Origin of the sequence: Phytoplasma sp., assembly GCF_035187685.1 — a bacterium.
In the GTDB taxonomy this organism is placed as follows: domain Bacteria; phylum Bacillota_I; class Bacilli_A; order Acholeplasmatales; family Acholeplasmataceae; genus Phytoplasma.
On record NZ_CP131022.1, the window covers coordinates 386,175 to 404,279 of the forward strand.

Annotated in this window: 12 protein-coding genes and 1 other RNA gene; 10 read left to right on the forward strand and 3 right to left on the reverse strand. The window is 20.7% G+C overall.

Features of this window, described 5'->3' with window-relative positions; all coding sequences use genetic code 11:
- The first annotated feature begins 500 nt into the window (after positions 1 to 500).
- The 4 genes from Q2306_RS01755 to Q2306_RS01770 are packed head-to-tail and all read left to right on the forward strand — an operon-like array spanning position 501 to position 4,523.
- Entirely contained in the window at positions 501 to 1,586 is a 1,086-nt protein-coding gene (locus tag Q2306_RS01755) for a zinc ABC transporter substrate-binding protein (protein WP_323847595.1), read from the forward strand.
- Complete coding sequence (locus Q2306_RS01760; protein ID WP_323847596.1) at positions 1,583 to 2,314, forward strand: metal ABC transporter ATP-binding protein; 732 nt, start codon at positions 1,583 to 1,585, stop codon at positions 2,312 to 2,314. The genes Q2306_RS01755 and Q2306_RS01760 overlap by 4 nt, the downstream gene beginning before the upstream one ends.
- 35 nt (positions 2,315 to 2,349) lie before the next feature.
- Positions 2,350 to 3,420 (forward strand): metal ABC transporter permease, encoded by a 1,071-nt coding sequence (locus tag Q2306_RS01765; protein WP_323847597.1) that lies wholly within the window; start codon positions 2,350 to 2,352, stop codon positions 3,418 to 3,420.
- A gap of 2 nt (positions 3,421 to 3,422) precedes the next feature.
- On the forward strand, positions 3,423 to 4,523 hold the full coding sequence (locus Q2306_RS01770) for a metal ABC transporter permease (protein ID WP_323847598.1): 1,101 nt from the start codon (positions 3,423 to 3,425) through the stop codon (positions 4,521 to 4,523).
- A 1,141-nt stretch (positions 4,524 to 5,664) separates the two neighbouring features.
- Here the strand turns inward: Q2306_RS01770 and Q2306_RS01775 are convergent.
- Positions 5,665 to 7,359 carry a DpnII family type II restriction endonuclease gene (locus Q2306_RS01775; RefSeq protein ID WP_323847599.1) on the reverse strand — a complete coding sequence of 565 codons (1,695 nt, stop codon included), beginning with the start codon at positions 7,357 to 7,359 and terminating at the stop codon, positions 5,665 to 5,667.
- Between the two features lie 644 nt (positions 7,360 to 8,003).
- Between Q2306_RS01775 and Q2306_RS01780 the strand changes: the two genes are divergently transcribed.
- Entirely contained in the window at positions 8,004 to 8,492 is a 489-nt protein-coding gene (locus Q2306_RS01780; RefSeq protein ID WP_323847600.1) for an SVM family protein, read from the forward strand.
- A 204-nt stretch (positions 8,493 to 8,696) separates the two neighbouring features.
- Here Q2306_RS01780 and Q2306_RS01785 read toward each other — a convergent pair whose 3' ends face one another.
- Positions 8,697 to 9,227 carry a hypothetical protein gene (locus Q2306_RS01785; protein ID WP_323847601.1) on the reverse strand — a complete coding sequence of 177 codons (531 nt, stop codon included), beginning with the start codon at positions 9,225 to 9,227 and terminating at the stop codon, positions 8,697 to 8,699.
- 1,665 nt (positions 9,228 to 10,892) lie between these two features.
- Here Q2306_RS01785 and rnpB point away from each other — a divergent pair.
- The 5 genes from rnpB to Q2306_RS01810 all read left to right on the forward strand — a co-directional run bounded on the left by rnpB (position 10,893) and on the right by Q2306_RS01810 (position 16,961).
- Positions 10,893 to 11,306: RNase P RNA component class B (gene rnpB, locus Q2306_RS01790), an RNA gene on the forward strand.
- Between the two features lie 274 nt (positions 11,307 to 11,580).
- A complete protein-coding gene (lysS, locus tag Q2306_RS01795) occupies positions 11,581 to 13,068 on the forward strand; it encodes a lysine--tRNA ligase (RefSeq protein WP_323847602.1) in 1,488 nt (495 codons plus the stop codon).
- 52 nt (positions 13,069 to 13,120) lie between these two features.
- Positions 13,121 to 15,802 carry a PHP domain-containing protein gene (locus Q2306_RS01800; RefSeq protein WP_323847603.1) on the forward strand — a complete coding sequence of 894 codons (2,682 nt, stop codon included), beginning with the start codon at positions 13,121 to 13,123 and terminating at the stop codon, positions 15,800 to 15,802.
- 49 nt (positions 15,803 to 15,851) lie between these two features.
- Positions 15,852 to 16,301 carry a hypothetical protein gene (locus tag Q2306_RS01805; protein ID WP_323847604.1) on the forward strand — a complete coding sequence of 150 codons (450 nt, stop codon included), beginning with the start codon at positions 15,852 to 15,854 and terminating at the stop codon, positions 16,299 to 16,301.
- An 84-nt stretch (positions 16,302 to 16,385) separates the two neighbouring features.
- Positions 16,386 to 16,961, forward strand: a complete 576-nt coding sequence (locus tag Q2306_RS01810) for a hypothetical protein (protein WP_323847605.1) — start codon at positions 16,386 to 16,388, stop codon at positions 16,959 to 16,961.
- Between the two features lie 245 nt (positions 16,962 to 17,206).
- On the opposite strand, the gene Q2306_RS01815 is transcribed toward Q2306_RS01810, so the two are convergent.
- Positions 17,207 to 17,632, reverse strand: a complete 426-nt coding sequence (locus Q2306_RS01815; protein ID WP_323847606.1) for a DUF2963 domain-containing protein — start codon at positions 17,630 to 17,632, stop codon at positions 17,207 to 17,209.
- Positions 17,633 to 18,105 lie beyond the last annotated feature (473 nt).

Sequence of the window (18,105 nt, forward strand, 5' to 3'; positions counted from 1 at the left end):
AATAATTAAAATTTTTTTAATTATTGTTTTTTTGATTTAAAAATGATATAATTAACTTAGTAAATTTTAAAACGGATTTTTTTAATTACTCTAATAGGAAAAATATTATATAATTTAGTTTTTTACAACTAATTATTTTTTCTTTCAAATTATAAAATTGAATAATAAGAATATTAATAACAAGAATATTATAAAAAAATTATTTTATAAAATAATTATATAATAAAAATAAATTTTTTCATAAAAACAGTAATAATATTCTAATAATGAAACTCTATTTTTATTTTGAAAAAATTATAAAATATTTTATTCATTGTTTTTTTAATTTTTATCGTGGAATTAATAATTTATAATAAAAAATATTTCTCTTTTATTAATATAATTAATTAATATATTATTTTAAAAAACTTTTATATTCAGACGATTCAGTTATTATACTCTATAAAAATATAATCAGCAAAATTATATCATCGAGAAATAAAGAAAGAAAAGATTACATAATGATCGAAATATTAAAAAAAAGATTTTGGAATTGGTTTATTATTTTACTTATTACTTTTGTTATTTTAATATTTCCTGTTTGTGCTATTTGTCAAAATTCAACAAAAAATACTTCTGATGATAAAAAAAAAATAATCACAACAACTACAATGTTGTACGATGCGGTACAACATTTATTAGGTAATGTAGACGCCGAAGAAAGCAAAGATTATAAAAAAATAGCAAATATTTTATGCGATAAACCTTTAATGGGCGTCGGAATAGATCCTCATAATTATAAAACTAAATTATCAGATCGTATGAAAATTAAAACAGCTGATTTAGTTATTATTAATGGTTTACATTTAGAAGCTAAAATGATTGAAGCTTTTGAACTATTAAAAACAAATGATCAATTATGGAAAGCTGGAGAAGAAAGTTTAACAGAAAAAGATAAAATCAAAGAAGAAAATTCCCAAGATTGCGATCCTCATATTTGGTTTGATATTGACTTATGGAAAAAAGTAGTTTTGAAATTAAAAGATAAATTAAAATCAATAATCGTTAAACAAACAGATAAAGCAAAATTAGAAGAAAATTGTAAATTATTTTTGGGTTCATTAGACAAATTAACAAAGTGCATTAATAAAGAAATGATATCTTTAAAAGAAGAAATAGAAAAAAAAAACAACAAACTAATTATAGTTACAACTCATGATGCCTTTTCTTATTGGCAAAAATTTTCTAAATATAAAGGAATCGATTTCGAATTAAAATCTATTCAAGGGGTTTCAACTCAAACAGAAGCGAGTATGAAAGATATCATAAACTTAGCAGAAGAATTAACTAGTAATAATGTTAAAACTATTTTTACAGAAAGTTCAATGCCAAAAGATTATTTACAAAGTTTAAAAGAAACAACTGATAAATTAAGACTAAAAAAAGGATTAAAGCCTATTAAAATCCCTTCAGATGTCGAATTATATTCTGATTCTCTAGGTTCAGATGATAAACAAGAAGAAATAGAAGGTTCTAAATATAAACATTCTACTTATGTAGGTGCTTTTTTAAATAATGTAAAAGTTATAAAAGGGAATTTATTATGACAAAAGAAATTTCAATTAAAATTAGAGATTTAACAGTTGCTTACCATTTAAAGCCAGTTTTGTGGGATATAGACATTGACATTTATAAAAGTTCTTTAACAGCTATTTTAGGTCCTAACGGAGCTGGAAAATCGACTTTAATAAAAACTTTAATAGAAATAACTCCTAAAATTTCGGGTCTAATTTTTTTTAACAATGAAAAATATAAAAAAATAAGAAAAAGAATATCTTATGTGCCGCAAAGAAATTCTGTAGATTGGAATTTTCCTGCTACCGTTTTTGATGTTGTTTTGATGGGTAGATATGGGCATTTAGGTTGGTTTAAAAGACCTACCGATCATGATAAAAAAATAGTTTTAGAATCTTTAGATAAATTAGGGATGCTTGAACTTAAAAACCGACAAATTTCAGAACTTTCTGGAGGTCAACAACAAAGAATTTTTATAGCTAGATCTTTAGCTCAAGAAAGTGATATTTATTTAATGGATGAGCCTTTTCAAGGGATCGATATTCAAACTGAAAAAAAAATTATAACTGTTTTAAAAGAATTACAAAAAAAACAAAAAACTATTTTAGTAGTTCATCATGATTTAGAAACTGTGAAACAATATTTTGATCATGTTGTTTTATTAAATATCCAAAAAATAGCTAGTGGAGAAACAGAACATATATTCACTTCAGAAAATATAAAAAAAACCTATAAAAATTATCAATTTAATAAAAAATAAAATTTCAAAAGAAAAGGAAATTAAAATTATAAAAAATGTTAAATTTAGAATCATTTTTTAACACATTAAATACTTATACAACATTAAAAATTTTTATAGGTTCTTTTTTATTAAGTATAACATCTGGTATTTTAGGTATTTTTATCAATTTTAAAAAAAAAACTTTAATAGGAGATGTTCTTTCACATTCTGTTTTACCTGGAATTGCTTTAGCATATATCTTTTTTCAGTCAACTAATGAATGGGTCATTTGGATAGGAGCCTTTGGGGCTTCTATAATATCTTTATTTCTAATAGAAATTATGAAAAGATATTCTACAATCAAATCAGATACTGTTTTATCCTTAATTCTAGCTTCTTTTTTTGGTTTAGGAAATGTTTTAATCGCTTATGCTCAAAAAAACACCCAGGATTGTTCTATCGCTATTTTAGAAAAATTTATTTTAGGCCAAATAGCTTTAATGTCAGAATATCATGTTGTTACCATTAGCATAATAACTTTTTTAACTCTTACAACAATCTTTTTGTTATGGAAAGAATTTAAAGTTTTTGCTTTTGATGAATTATTTGCTAAAAGTATGGGATTTAATAATATTATCTTAACAGTTATTTTGAATACATTATTAATAGGATTAATTATAATTAGTTTAAGAATAACAGGAATTATTTTAACTAGTGCTTTTTTAATTATGCCCGGAATTATTGCTCGCCATATAAGTAATAAATTATTAACAAATATTATAATTGTGTCTTTAATTTCTTTCTTATCTAGTTATATCGGAATAACAATTAATCTTCAAATAGATAATATGCCTACAGGTCCTATTATTATTATAGTTAATACTATTTTTATTTTTTTAACTTGTTTATTCGCACCTAGATACGGAGTTTTTAAAAAATTTTTAAAACAAAAAAAATACCAAAGAAAAATTAAAAAATTTAAACAATTAATTCATTTTTATCATAACAATAAAGCTCATGAAATGCAATCATTAGAAAGTTTTTTATTCGAAGAAAAATATTTATGTCAAAATACAAAGAACAAAATTAGAATTACTCCTAAAGGAAGTGATTTAGTTAAAAATTTAATAAATGGTGAAATTTAATTATGAATAATATATTTAATAAAATTTTAGAATCTTTTGAAAAAGATGTTTTTTTAATTCTAATTTTATGTTCTTTATCTTTGGCTAATTTAGGTGTTTTTTTGATTTTAAAAAAAGTTTCTATGGTGATAGATGCTATTAGTCATAGCGTTTTATTAGGAATTGTTATTGCTTATTTATTCGTAAAAAATTTAAATTCACCATTTTTAATATTTGGAGCAACTTTAGTTGGCATTTTAACAGTTTACTTAATAGAATTAATAAGCAAAAATAAGAAAATATCAAAAGATGCAGCTATCGGGATTATTTTTACTTTTTTCTTTTCTTTAGCTATTATTATCATCAGTATATATATTAGAGATATTCATATAGATACTGATGCAGTATTTTTAGGTAATATTGAATTAACTCATATCTCCCAATTATATAAAATAATTCCGATTTTAATATTGAATTTATGTTTTGTTATTATTTTCTTTAAAGAATTGAAAATTTTTATTTTTGATTCTCATTTAGCTAATGCTTTAGGTTTTTCTTCGCTTCTGATTAATTATTGTTTAATGACTTTGGTTTCTTTAACAGCTGTTATTTCTTTTGATATTGTTGGTTCAATAATGGCTATTGTTTGTATGATAGGTCCTGCAGCAACATCTATATTATTAACTAAAAAATTATTTAATTGTTGGTTGCTCTCTTTATGGTTATCTTTTGTTAGTACCAGTTTAGGTTATTACCTAGGAATTTATTTTGATCTTCCAGTATCAGGGTTAATTTCTGTAGTTATTTTAGTTATGTTTTTACTTGTCTTGTTGTTTGAACCTAGAAATGGTCTTATAGCTAAAATTATTAAAAATTATTTTCATAAAAAAACTTTTATGATAATTTTATTATTAATGCATTTAGAGAATCATTTAAAACAAAACATTAAAAATTACATTCATGATATTCAAAGTGATTTAAAATGGTCTTCAGAACGTTATCAAAAATGTTTAAAAAAAGCTATAAGAGAAAAATATATAATAAAAAAAAATCAAGAATTAATTATTACTGATGCTGGCAGAAATTATTTATACCAAAAAAATACAAGTTTTGGTTTGCATTAAGAACAAAAAAATATTTAAAATAAAACCTTATTTGCATACAATTAAATTTAACAAAATATAAAGAATCTTTTTTTGAGGTTCTTTTTTTGTTGAAAATTAATTAATTAGAAGAGCAAAAATTTTATTTTATAAAAATAACAAAAGCAAACAAACATTATTTTTTAAAAAAATATTTTAATTTTAAAAAAGTAGCAATTTGAAATTTTTTACAATAAAGGATATTCAAAATAATTTAATAATTAAATTTTAGCTATAAAAACTGAAATGTTTTAAAACTTTAAACTCTTTTTATTTTTGAAAAATTCTAAATAAATTAATTACGAGTTTCTAAATTCTTTTTGTTTTTAAAAACGCTTTAAATAATTTTTTTCTTAACATTTCATTCCTTTCAAAAATATTTTTTTGAAAAGATATAAAAATTATTTAGTCTTGATTAAAAAAAAGAATAAATTAATAGTTAGTCTTAAGGAACTTTTAGAAAAGTTGAGTTCCAAAAAACTGAACTGTCAGAGAGTCACTAATTAAGTCAAATTGTTTATTAAAAAAAATAAACAGTTTGACTTTTTTCTTTTGCCGGAAATTATTTTTAAAAAATAATTTAGTTAAAAAAATTTTTTTAGATAGAAACTAAATTAAAAAGGTTTGAATATTTTCCTTTTTAATTTAGTTTGTGTGTAAAAGGATTTACACAAAAAAGGGAGTAACGAATATGAGAATGCGTACTGAAAAATATCCTAATGGCAACAAAAAGAAAGTAATTATTTTTTTGATCAACTGAACTGTTCCGTTTGTTTAGACAACTTTTGTCTCTAAAATTGTTCTTTAAAACTGAAAATTAAGTAGATAATTTCATATCTTTTCAAAACAAGGAAATATTTTTTAAAAATAAAAAGTGTCTAAAATTTTTTTAAGGGTACTAAAGAGGCCTTATTAACAACAATTTAACGAATTATAATTTGTGATAATCACATACTTCATATTCTTGGTTTTCGGAACGAAAGAATCGAAGGATATGAACTACGCAATTATTACGCGTTGCAGTTCGTTAATCTGCTATTGATAAGGCTTCTTTGGCGCCCAAAAGACTCTCATTATAAAAGTCTTAGTTATTAAATTTTTTTGAAGCTTTTATTAAATTATTTTAAAGATTATTTGTTTTAAATTTAATAAAATTCTCAAATCTTTGAAGATTATAAAAATGTTCTATATTTTCTAATGCAACTTTTAAAAGATTGCTTGTACTTGTTAATCCTTTTCCGTCAACAACATAAATAAATTCTTTGTCTTTAAATTGTTTAATTGTTTTATTTAACTCTATAAAACGAGACAATTCACTGTTTATTTTAGAACCAGCAACATTAAAAAAACTACATTCTAATAAAAAAATAGTTTTTTGTATTTTAAAAACAAAATCTATTTTTTTAGTTTCTTTTAATTCAGCATTTGAAAAAATTTCTTTTAATGTTACTTCAGTTTGAAATTCAATATGATTTTTTTTTAATATTTCGGCAATAATAAACATCATCATTTTACCAGTTTTATTTTTATTCATATTTGGAGTTAAACCAATTTTTATGCCTAATAACAAAGATTGTATATTATTAATTTTTGAATTTAAAAAAATATTTTGTAATAAACCAGATTCTTCAACAAAATTTAAAATAGATTTCAAAGAAGTAAAATCAATTTCAATTTCTTGATTTTCTTTATTTAAAAAAATTAATTGTTCTTCTTGCGAATGTTTTTTTGCAATTAAAAAAGGCAAAATACTAAAACATTCAGTTTTTTTATTTTTAAACAAATATTCAATTTTATTTTTAAATTCAGTTATTGTAGAAGAAAATAAAGTATTTAATTCATTTATTTCAGCATTATATATTGTTAAAAAAGTATCAATTTTATTCCAATTAATATAAGAATTTAAATTATAAGTAGTAATTCGTAATTCTTTTTTAAAACTTAAACAATTTAATTCTAAAAGTTTATTTTTTGTAATCGGATAATTAGTAATAATTGTTTCATAATTATTGTTTTTGCGTTTTGAAGCATCAGAATTAATAAAACGAGAAACAGAAATTTTATTTAAATAAAAACCAGAATATAATTTATCGATATAAGATGTGTTATGATTTGTTAAAATCCATTTAACTCCTCTATTATGTGCATTTTGTAAAGTTTCAAATAATCGTCTTTGTCCTTCTTTGCCGAAAGGTATGTTAGTATAAGCGTCAAAAGAATCATTATCTGAATCATAAGGGGGATCAACAAAAAGAAAATCATCTTTTTGTGCTCGATCGATTATTGTTTGGTAATCATCACAAAAAAAATGAATATTTGAATTGTTTTTGAAGTAAAAAATAATTTTTTTAATATTTTCAACATCAATTAAAGATGATAATAAAAGGTTTGTTTTTTTATTAAAAGGCACATTAAATTCATTTTTTCTATTAACGCGATAAATACCATTAAAACAAGTTTTATTTAAAAAAATAAAAAGAGCAGTTTTTCTAACATTCGCGAAAGATTGATTATATTCGTTTCTAATTTGCCAATAAAAAGATTCACCATCTTTTTTGAGTTGTTCATTTAATCCATTTAATATTTTAATAATTTGTTGAGAATGTTTTATTAAATTTTGCCATACTAAAATCAAATCTGAATTAATATCATTAAGAATCGCTTTATTGGGTTGTAAATGCAAAAAAAGAGCACCACCGCCTAAAAAGGGTTCATAATAAGTATTAAATTCTGATGGAATAACTATATCTAAAAAAGGTAATAATTGAGTTTTACCACCAATCCATTTAATAAAAGGTTTTAAAGTTGTTTTTTTCATATTTTTAATCACTTTCATTTATTAAAATTAATTATAACACAAACAAATTTGTGAAATAATTTTTTTTAATTTTTTTTCATTAAAGTTTGTAATAATTTATTTCTTAAAAAAAATAAATTTTATGTTACTATAAAAATAATTAATAAACAATTTTGATTTCTAAAAAATTATTTTTTAGAAAAAAAGAGACTCTCTAATAGATCAGTTTTTAAGAACACTCCAAGAAACCAAGAAAGACTTTCTAAAAAACTTCATGGCAAAATAACAGAATTAATATCACTTACAAATAAATACAAATTAATTAATACATAAAAATTTTTATTCAACATTAAACAAATAATATTATATAATAGTAATAATCTTTCTTTAAAAGATAATATAATTTAATACTATTATCGAAAAGGATATTAAAGAATGAATTGAATGAATTTTTTAAAAAACACAAAATAACTATTTTACAATTAGAATCTAAACAACAAATGTACAAATCAAATTTATCTAACGACATTTAAATTAAGAATTTTATTACAACGTGATTATGATAAATCAAAAAAAATAGTTATGAAAATCCGTTAGAACATTTGAAACTCTGCAAAATCCATATCCTCATTCGAGGAATAAAAATAAAGGAGATTTAATAAATAATGTTTAAATTAAAAAATAAATTTAAAACAATTTATTTTTGTTTAATAACTTTTATAGGTTTATTATTTGTTTTTAATAATCATAAAGTTGTGGCAATGCATAATCAAAACAATAATTCATTTGAAGAAGATTTATTAAAAAATAGAATTTGCGAAGTTTTATCACAAAAACAAAATTTATCTAATAAAATTTTACAATGTGATAGACTTAATCTAAATACTATTAATTTAAAAAAACAATTAAAAATTTTAGATGTAAAAAAACAAAATATTTATCGACAACTTGGCGTATATAATACATTAAATGAAATAAATAAACAAATTTGGGATTATTCAAATAATAAACAACAATTATTTATAAAAATCATAAATTCTTCTAATCAAGAACAAAATTTAAAAGAACTTAATGATAATTACAAACAAATAATTGAAAAAAATAATAATTTACAAAAAAAATATCAAATGTTAATTAAAACATTAAAATTATAATAATGACAATTTATAAACCCTTATAAAAGGTCTTTTTTTATTTAATGGAGTGTTCCTAAAAACGGAACCGTCAAAGAGCGCACTGAACCCTATTTTTTCTAGAAAATTTTAAACTTTAAAGAGATACTTGTAAATAAAAAAGTATAAAAAAATAACAATCACACTGGTTTTGGGTTAAATTCTTATGTTTTAATTAAGTATTTATCAAGATATTAACATATTAGAAAAAAAAGAAATTATTTTAATCATGTTTAATTGATTAGTTTTTAATTTATTACTTTTATTTAATTTCATAAAATGATGTTTATACCAATCAAATAGCTTATTATAAGATTCTAAATCTAATTTAAAAATTGGATTTAGACTACTTTTGAAAAACTTTATTGCAATTTCAAACCATGATAAATTACTTTTGTAAGGAACAAAATTTTTAATATTCCATTGTATACAACATTCTAAAATTAAAAAAACATTTGTTTTTATTTTTAAGTATTTGTTATTTTTAGCATAAAAATAATGAAAAGTATTTACATAATGTTTACGTTTTTTCATTTCATCAACCCATTTGTTTATTAACAAATTAAAATAATTTCGATCTAAATCCAAAAAAGGTTGCATTCCTTTATTTCTGATGCCGTTATTTAAACAATAATCATACATTCCAAACTCTTTTCTTAAAGCGCATAAAGATAAATCAGGTGCATATTTATACAATTCATAAGGTAATATTCGCATTTTTAACTCATTATTTTTATTTTGTAAAATTTTTCTATTAAATATTATTTAATCTATTTATCTAAAACTTTTTTCAATTTTAGAAACAAATATCATAATTAATTTTAACATATAAAAATAATAAAAAAACTTATTATGAAGGTTAATTTGTTTTATAATAAGGATTATAAAATCTGAGAATAGTGATATAAATACTAAAAATATTAATCAAAATTAACATTTTTAGTATTTATAATTACAATAATTGAAAAATCCAAAAAATCGATATGAAGAATTTAAAACTTAAAAAATTAGCTTATTATGCAAATGCTAATAATTTAGTAAAACACCAAAAACTATTATTTAACTAACATTTTAAAGCTTATTTATGTTGGGGGGTACTATTTTAGATTGAATTTTATTTTTATTTTAGAAATCATAAACACGAGCAAATTAAAAAACCCATATAGCAATAATAATAACTCAAAATTAAGAATAAAAATAATCTATTTATAATATTTTAAAATTATATTAATCTTACAGAAAATGAATTAAGTATAAAAACACATAATGAAGATTCTTGGATTTAAGAATTTGAAGATGATTTAGTTTATGAGAAGTAAAATTTTATATAGATAATCAAAATATTTTAGAATATTATTATAAAAAAACACCTACATAATGAGGTTTTAGAAAGTAAATTTCAGTTTTCTTTCTAAATTTATTACAATAGAATTTTTAAAAGTAGTATAATTTATTTTATTAAATTTTTCTTCTAGAAAAATTATAAAATTTTTAAGTTATTTAACTCCTTATTTGCAAATATACTTAGGATAAATTGCATTTAATTTAAGCAAAAACCTCTTTTAAAATTCGATATGAATGCCCACGTTATAATTTAATTGCTTCAGAAAAAATAATTCAAACTAAAAATCAAGAACTTATTTTTAAAACAACATAAAGAAATATTTATCAAATAAAAATTTTTGAACAAGAAAGATTTGTTTTTTTAAATATAGAATATTTTGTATGCCTATTACCTTTGATTTTCAGAACACAAAATATATCATAATAATTAAATTTAGATAAAAGTACAGTGTTTCTTTTTTATTTTAAAATTCCAAAATCAAAATAACTAAAATTATTAATCAATTTAATTCTTTTTGGAACCAAAAATAGTTATTAACTAAATTAAAATATTTCACCTTTTCAATATTATCAATATTTTAAATAATTCATTTAGGAATATTGTTTTAAAATTAGATTTTTTTAATATCAAATCTTAAAAAAGGTACCTTTATTAAGCATTTTTTCGATAAAATTATGCAATTATAAAAATTAATTTTTTTTTATTTTGTGCACGATTTTTTAACTTTTTTTACCTAACTATATATCTAAGGAATAAAATATTAAAAAAATATCTTTTAAAACTAGCGAAATATAAAAAACTTTAGACACTTTGTTAAATAAAAAATATATTTTTTGTAATTTTAAAAAAAATATTAAATTATAAGATTAATTTTAATTCTTAAAGAACAATTTTAAAGACAAAAGTTGTATTAAAACAAGGAACAGTGAAAAACTTCAATCTAAATTATTTATTAAAAAAAATAAATAGTTGATAATTTTTTAAGATTTATTATATTTTTTATATAAATTTTTGTTAAAATACTAATGTTGAAAAATAACACAGTGGTGATCGAGGTTTAATTTTATTTTTAGAAATAAAATTAGATTTAGGAAAGTCCATGTTAGCACATGTTTTTAGGGAAGCATGTAGTGATTGTGCTTAAGAAAAAAATAACTTAAGGTACTTAAATTTTTAAGTAACGGCTTTTTAGATTCTAAGGATTATATTTATAATCTATGAAAATAAAAAATAAAGTGTCACAGAGACGAGTTAATTAGAAATAATTAAGTGAAACGCGGTAAACCCCTCAAGCTAGCAATCCAAAATATGGTAGGAGCATATAAAAATCAATTTTTCCTAATTAAAATATTTATAATTGGTTTTTATACTGTTTTTAGAAATAAAAACAGAGATAAATGGTCACGCTTGTTTTTATTTAAAAAAACAAGAACAGAACATGGCTTATTCGTGTTATTTTTTAAATAGAATCTTTTATTCAAAAGATTCTTTTTTTATTTATGTATAAACTACTTTAAAATCATTATTATTTATAATATGTTATAATTATTAGTAAATGAATTGAAGTTATGATTTCTTTATATTATTGATTTATTTTTTTGATATATTTAATTTAAAATAAAATCAAAATAATTGAGAATACCAGAATAATAAGAAATAAAAAAATATTTTTAAAATAAATATTATTTTTTAATAAAAATAAAAAGGTTATGATGTAAAAAAATTATGATTAAAAAAAAGATAATTGAACAATCTATTATTAGAAGAAACAAAATTGAAGAATTAAAAAAATTACAATTAGAGCCCTTTCGTAATTATTTTATTGTTGATACTAGTGTTTCAGATATATTACATAATTATGCATCTTTAAACGGTGATGAATTAGAATTAAAAAAAATCAAAGTTAATATTGCAGGTAGAATTATTAATAATAGAATCCAAGGTAAAGCCGGTTTTTTGAATTTACAAGATTTCGATCATTCTATTCAAATCTATTTAAATAAAACATTGATTTCTGAAAAAGCTTTTCAAATTTATCAAAAAGCTGATTTAGGAGATATTATAGGTGTTTATGGTTATTTATTTAAAACTAAAACACAAGTTTTAACTGTGAAAACTTTAGATATAGTTCATTTGAGCAAAAGTTTAATGCCTTTGCCTGATAAATATAAAGGGTTAAAAAATAAAGAATATATTCGAAAAAAAAGATATATCGATCTTATTATTAATTCAGAAACTAGAAAAACATTTCTTTTAAGAAGTAAAATTATTAAAATTATTCGAAATTTTTTTGATAATAAAGGTTTTTTAGAAGTGGAAACACCTATTTTACATTCTGTATTTGGAGGAGCTGCTGCTAAACCTTTTATTACTTATCATAACGCTTTAGAATCTAATTTTTATTTAAGAATAGCAACAGAAATACCATTAAAAAAATTAATAATTGGTGGCATGAGAGCTGTTTACGAAATAGGAAGAGTTTTTCGAAATGAAGGTATTGATGCCACTCATAACCCAGAATTTACAACAATAGAAGCGTATTTAGCTTATGCTAATATGAAAGATATAATGCAGTTAACAGAAGATTGTTTAAAAGAAATTTGTATGAAAACTTTAGGTGATTTAAGTTTTAATTATCAAGAACATTTGATTGATTTTAATAAATTTTATAAATATGATATGATTCAGATAATTAAAGATAAAACGGATGTGGATTTTAGCAATAAAATGGATTTTGAACAATGTAAAAAAATAGCTCAAGAACACAACATAGAAGTAAAACCTTTTTATACTAAAGGTCACATTATAGTAGCTTTTTTTGAAAATTTTGTAGAAAAAACTTTGATTCAACCGACTTTTATTTATAATTATCCTTATGAAACGAGTCCTTTAGCACAAAAAAATATGAAAAACGAAGAATTTGTTGATAGATTTGAATTATTTATAACTGGTAAAGAATTAGTGAATGCTTTTGCTGAATTGAATGATCCTATTGAACAACATAAACGTTTCACAGAACAATTATTACAAAAAAAATTAGGTAATGATGAAGCCGAAGAATTAGATCAAGATTTTATTGAAGCATTAGAGTATGGTATGCCGCCTACAGGAGGTTTGGGTATAGGAATAGATCGGTTAGTAATGTTTTTGACTAACACCACTAATATTCGAGATGTTATTTTATTTCCTCATTTTGCTAATAATAAAAAATAATTATTTTTTATTTTAAAATCATGATTAATATCATTTTAATAGAGGTTTATTAATGATAGGTGTTTTTTATCTACAAAGTTATTATAGTATTATGGAAAGTATTAATTCAATAGAAGCTCTAATCAAAAAAGCTAAAGAAAATAATTATTGTTTTGTTGCTTTAAGTGATAATGAAAATTTACACGGAATGGTTGAATTTTTATATACTTGCCAGAAATACAAAATTAAACCTATTTTAGGTATTAAAATAAATTTATCATTAAACATAATTATTAAAAAAAATAAAAAAATTGGACTTTTGATTTATGCTTTAAATGATATTGGTATTAATAATTTAATTCGGATTTCAAATTTAATAAAAACCCAAAAACAAAATATTACTTTAGAAATTTTAAAACAATCTCAAAAAGGACTTTTTTTTATTTTAAGTAATATAGATTTTGTTTTCTCTGAAATTTCAGACTTAAACTCAATAGAAAAAATTTTTTCTCAATTGAAAGATAATTTAGATTTGGTTTTTTTTGGTTTGTCTTTGCAATCGGATAATTTAGAATTATTCGCTAATAATATTTTAGCTGTTTTAGTTGAAAAATTAAAAATTTCAGTAGTAGTTGTTCATAAAACTAATTTTTTAGAAACTTCCGAAAAAGAAGCTCATAATTTATTACTTAAATTAATGTATCCTTCCAAAGATTTTCACATGTCTTTTCAATTTTTAAATCAAAAAGAAATTTATGATAAATATCAAAGTTATTATGACGATTATAAAACATCTTTTTTAGATTTGGATACTTTTATAAAATCAATTAAATATTTTAAAATTTTTCCTTCTAATATAGGATTACCTAAATTTCAACAAAAATCACAAGAATCTTCTACTGCTTATTTAGAAAAAATAACATACTCTTCTTTGAAAGAAAAAATTCCGATTTCATCTTCTAAATTTTCTGTTTATACAGAAAGATTAAAAAAAGAATTAAAAATCATCAAAGATATGCATTATGAAGATTATTTTTTAATTGTTTTTGATTTGATGAAATACGCTAGAGATGAAGGAATTTTATTAGGAGTTGGCAGAGGTTCTTCGGCTGGTTCTTTAGTTTGTTTCTGTTTAGGAATTACAGAAGCAGATCCTTTGGTTTATAATCTTCTTTTTGAAAGATTTTTAAATCCAAAAAGAAATAAAAAACCAGATATTGATCTAGATTTTCCAGATAATAAAATAAGCATTATTTTAAAATATATTTATGATAAATATGGTTCGGAATATACATCTAATATCATTACTTTTAACACTTTAACTATCAAATCTTTTCTTCGAAACGCTAATTATATTAAATATCAAAAAGAAGTTTTAAAAATATCCAAACCTGATAACAAACAAATAAAAATTTTAGGCCAATTAGAAGGGTTGCCACAATTTACTGGTACCCATCCAGCTGGGATTATTATTAGCAATAATAATTTATTCAAACATTTTCCTGTTCAAAGTAATCCACAAAGCAATACTCCTTTTAAATATCAAACTCAAATAGAAGCCCAATATTTAGAAAAGATAGGTTTACCTAAAATAGATTTTTTAAGTTTAAAAAGTTTGACTTTAGTTGATAAAATTCTGAGAGAAATAAATATTAGTAGCAAAGAAAAAATAAATTGGCAACAATTTCCCTTAGATGATAACTTAACTTATCAATTATTACAAAGAGGCGATACAGAATATATTTTTCAATTAGAATCGCCAACAGCTAAAAAGGTATTACAAAAAGTGGAACCACAAAAAATAGAAGATTTGGTTGCTGTTTTAGCTTTAAATAGACCAGGACAAATTAATTATATTGATTATTATTGTCGTAATAAAAAAGAGAATAAAAATTTTTTAGTTGAAACAGATATTTATAAATATTTAAAAGATATTTTGAAAAATACATACGGTATTATTCTGTATCAAGAACAAATTATGGAAACAGCTTTTACTTTTGCTGGCTATGATTTTAGTGAAGCTGAAATATTTATGAAATATATAATTAAAAAATCTGATGTCATCGATAAAAAAACAAATTTAATTAAAACAGAATTTATTAAACGTAGCGAAAGAAAAGGACATTCTAAAAAATTAGCGTCTCGTGTTTATGATTATATTTTAAAATTTTCTAATTATAGCTTTAACAAAAGTCATAGTGTTTCTTATTCTTTAATCAGTTATCGGATGGCTTATTTAAAAACTCATTATTTTGTTATTTTTTTAAAAGTTCTTTTAGAAGAATATCAAAAAGTACCTTCTGAAACAGAAAATTTATTGCTTAAAATTCAAAAGAAGCATGAGACTAAAATTATAATACCCAATATTTTTAAAAGTGGTATTCAGTATGAATTATCAAAAGGAAAATTATTATTGCCTTTGACTTTGATTCGAAATGTTAGCGAAGAAATAGCTGAGTTCATTATTAAAGAAAGACAAATCAAGAGATTTGTTGATTTTTATGATTTTAAAAAGAGATGTCAAAAAATTTTAAATAATAATTTATTAAGAGATTTAATCTTAGCAGGTGTTTTTAATGAATTTGGTCTTAATAAAAACACTTTATTAAATGAATCTGATTTAGAATATTTAGAACATGAAGAATATTTATTAGATGATAAAAAACAAATTTTTTTAGAAGAATTACCAAAAGAATATTTAGAACAAGAAATGAATAAAATTTTTGGTTTTCATTTAAGTGCTTTGCTTTTATGAAATATCATTTTATAATGATATAATAAAGTTACAGGGATGGGTGATAAATATGATAAAAATGAAATTATGCAAAAAAATGAGTTTATTTTATCAAGAAACATTGATGACTTATTGTTCTCGTAGTAATAGATATTTTCGTTGGTTTATCATTATTTTAGGATTTATTTCACTTTGTTTTGTTTCTGCTTATAAAGTGAGGCAAAGAGATGTTTGGAAAAAACAATTACATACAATTAATGATGTCTTTGATAAAGATGAAATTAATAATTATTATTTGAACTCTGATCGAACAGATACAGAAAAAACTTTCATTTATCTTAAAGGAATGATTATTTTAATTATTATTGGAATAATTTTTTTAGGTTTGAAAAAAGGATTAATGGGGATTAGTTTAGGTACTTTTATAGGTTCTTGTCTTGGTATTTGGATTTCTATTTGTTTTCCTTCAATTATTTATTTTTTAGAATTTATTTTTTCTGGTAAAATATTTTCAAATTAGTTAATTCAATTAAAAATTATATATTTTTAAAAATTAAGAAATAGGAAAATTTAAAAAAGTGTATTCTTTTGTAAAATTTTGGTCATGAAAAAAACTTTTTTGCAAAAAATTATTATTATTTCTCTTTTTATTGCTATAACGATGATAATTGATTTTGTTTTAAGTCCGTATATTAAACCATTAAAATTACCTTTAGTTATTATTTGTATAGCAGGTTGTTCATTAGGTTTTCCTAGTGTTTTTATTATCTGCTGTTTTTATACTTTTATTCATTTGACTAGAAGTTTTTATCATTGGAAAAGTATTATGGACATTTTACAATTAAATTATTTTCAAATTTGTTTTTCTGTTATTTTAGATTATATATTTCCTGATCTGATTATTAGTCTGTCTGGTTTTTGTTTTGATAAACAAAAGAAATTTTTTAGCAATACAAGATTATTTTCTTTTTTTTTGTTAATTAATTGTTTAAGATTATTATCTTTTTTTTTATCTAGTTTGTTAATTTACGCTAATAAAAATAATAATTTAAAAGAAAATATTTTTATTATTGCTTTTATATATAATTTACTTCCTTTCTTTTTAAATTTATTTGTAGGTGGTATTTTATTTTTTTACTTAAAAAGTAAATTAAAAAATATTTTTGGCAAAAAAGAGTGAAAAATATTTTTTTAATTAATATAAAAAAATGTTTTTTTTTTTTTTTTTTTTGCAGTTTTATATTAATAATAAATAATTTGAATTTATTTTGTGTGAAATAAATTAATATTGAATTTAATTTTAGTTCAAATATATATGAGTACTACAATATGCCTAAAGATAAGTAATTTTTTTAATTATTTCATTTTAAGATTTTTAAATATTAGCGAATTTTTCTAAAAAAAATATTTTTTTATTACTATTATTTATATATTTGAAAACAGTTTATCTAATACTTTTCCATTTTCATCATAATATATTGTTTCGAGATAATTGCCGTTATTATCATATTCCAAAATAGTTTCCAAAGAACCATCTTTATAAAATTCAATTTCTTTAATAGGATAACCGTTTTCAGGATTATATTGAAAAATTTTTGCAATAGTTTGACCATCTTCAAAAAATATAATTCTTTTAGCTTTTCTTTCGTTATTACCATATTCAGTAATAGAACTAATAATTCTATTATATTTACGAAAATAAGTTACTTTAGTTCTTATTTCGTTATCATTATATTCTATAATTGAAGCAATATGTGGTTCATCTAACCAAAACCTTGTTTGTTTAATTAATTTACCATTTGCATTAAATTCGAACATTTCATGACTATTTTTAATGATTTTATTTTTCATAACTTGAATTCCTTTTCTTTATTATTATATTAATTTTTTGTTAAAATGAATATATTTTTTCAAGACTTAAATTTTAAACAAATATGTTTTCATCTTTATAATATTAAACATTGTTTTAATTGTTTCAAATATACAATTCATATCTAAAAAATAATAATTCAGCAAATCATCTCTTTTTAATTTAAAAAATAAATATTAAATTCTTACAAAAGAATTATTTAATTTTTAACCAAATTAATTATTTTGAATTAATTATATAAAATAAGTTATGATCTTCCGAAAATTTTTTAATTTAAATTTCAAAAAAATAATAAGCCAAAATATTTTTTAAATATTTTGGCTTTAATTTATATTTAATTTGAATTAATTTTTTTAAAAATTCATATCATTTTTATATTTACATAATAAAAAAATATACTGGAGAATAAATGAATAGTTAATTTAAAGAAAATTTACAATCTATAACAAAATGA

Bases quoted from the DNA above. Each gene is read 5' to 3' on its own strand.
- Q2306_RS01755 (WP_323847595.1), top strand. From the start codon at position 501: ATGATCGAAATATTAAAAAAAAGATTTTGGAATTGGTTTATTATTTTA.
- Q2306_RS01760 (WP_323847596.1), top strand. From the start codon at position 1,583: ATGACAAAAGAAATTTCAATTAAAATTAGAGATTTAACAGTTGCTTAC.
- Q2306_RS01765 (WP_323847597.1), top strand. From the start codon at position 2,350: ATGTTAAATTTAGAATCATTTTTTAACACATTAAATACTTATACAACA.
- Q2306_RS01770 (WP_323847598.1), top strand. From the start codon at position 3,423: ATGAATAATATATTTAATAAAATTTTAGAATCTTTTGAAAAAGATGTT.
- Q2306_RS01775 (WP_323847599.1), bottom strand. From the start codon at position 7,359: ATGAAAAAAACAACTTTAAAACCTTTTATTAAATGGATTGGTGGTAAA.
- Q2306_RS01780 (WP_323847600.1), top strand. From the start codon at position 8,004: ATGTTTAAATTAAAAAATAAATTTAAAACAATTTATTTTTGTTTAATA.
- Q2306_RS01785 (WP_323847601.1), bottom strand. From the start codon at position 9,227: ATGCGAATATTACCTTATGAATTGTATAAATATGCACCTGATTTATCT.
- lysS (WP_323847602.1), top strand. From the start codon at position 11,581: ATGATTAAAAAAAAGATAATTGAACAATCTATTATTAGAAGAAACAAA.
- Q2306_RS01800 (WP_323847603.1), top strand. From the start codon at position 13,121: ATGATAGGTGTTTTTTATCTACAAAGTTATTATAGTATTATGGAAAGT.
- Q2306_RS01805 (WP_323847604.1), top strand. From the start codon at position 15,852: ATGATAAAAATGAAATTATGCAAAAAAATGAGTTTATTTTATCAAGAA.
- Q2306_RS01810 (WP_323847605.1), top strand. From the start codon at position 16,386: ATGAAAAAAACTTTTTTGCAAAAAATTATTATTATTTCTCTTTTTATT.
- Q2306_RS01815 (WP_323847606.1), bottom strand. From the start codon at position 17,632: ATGAAAAATAAAATCATTAAAAATAGTCATGAAATGTTCGAATTTAAT.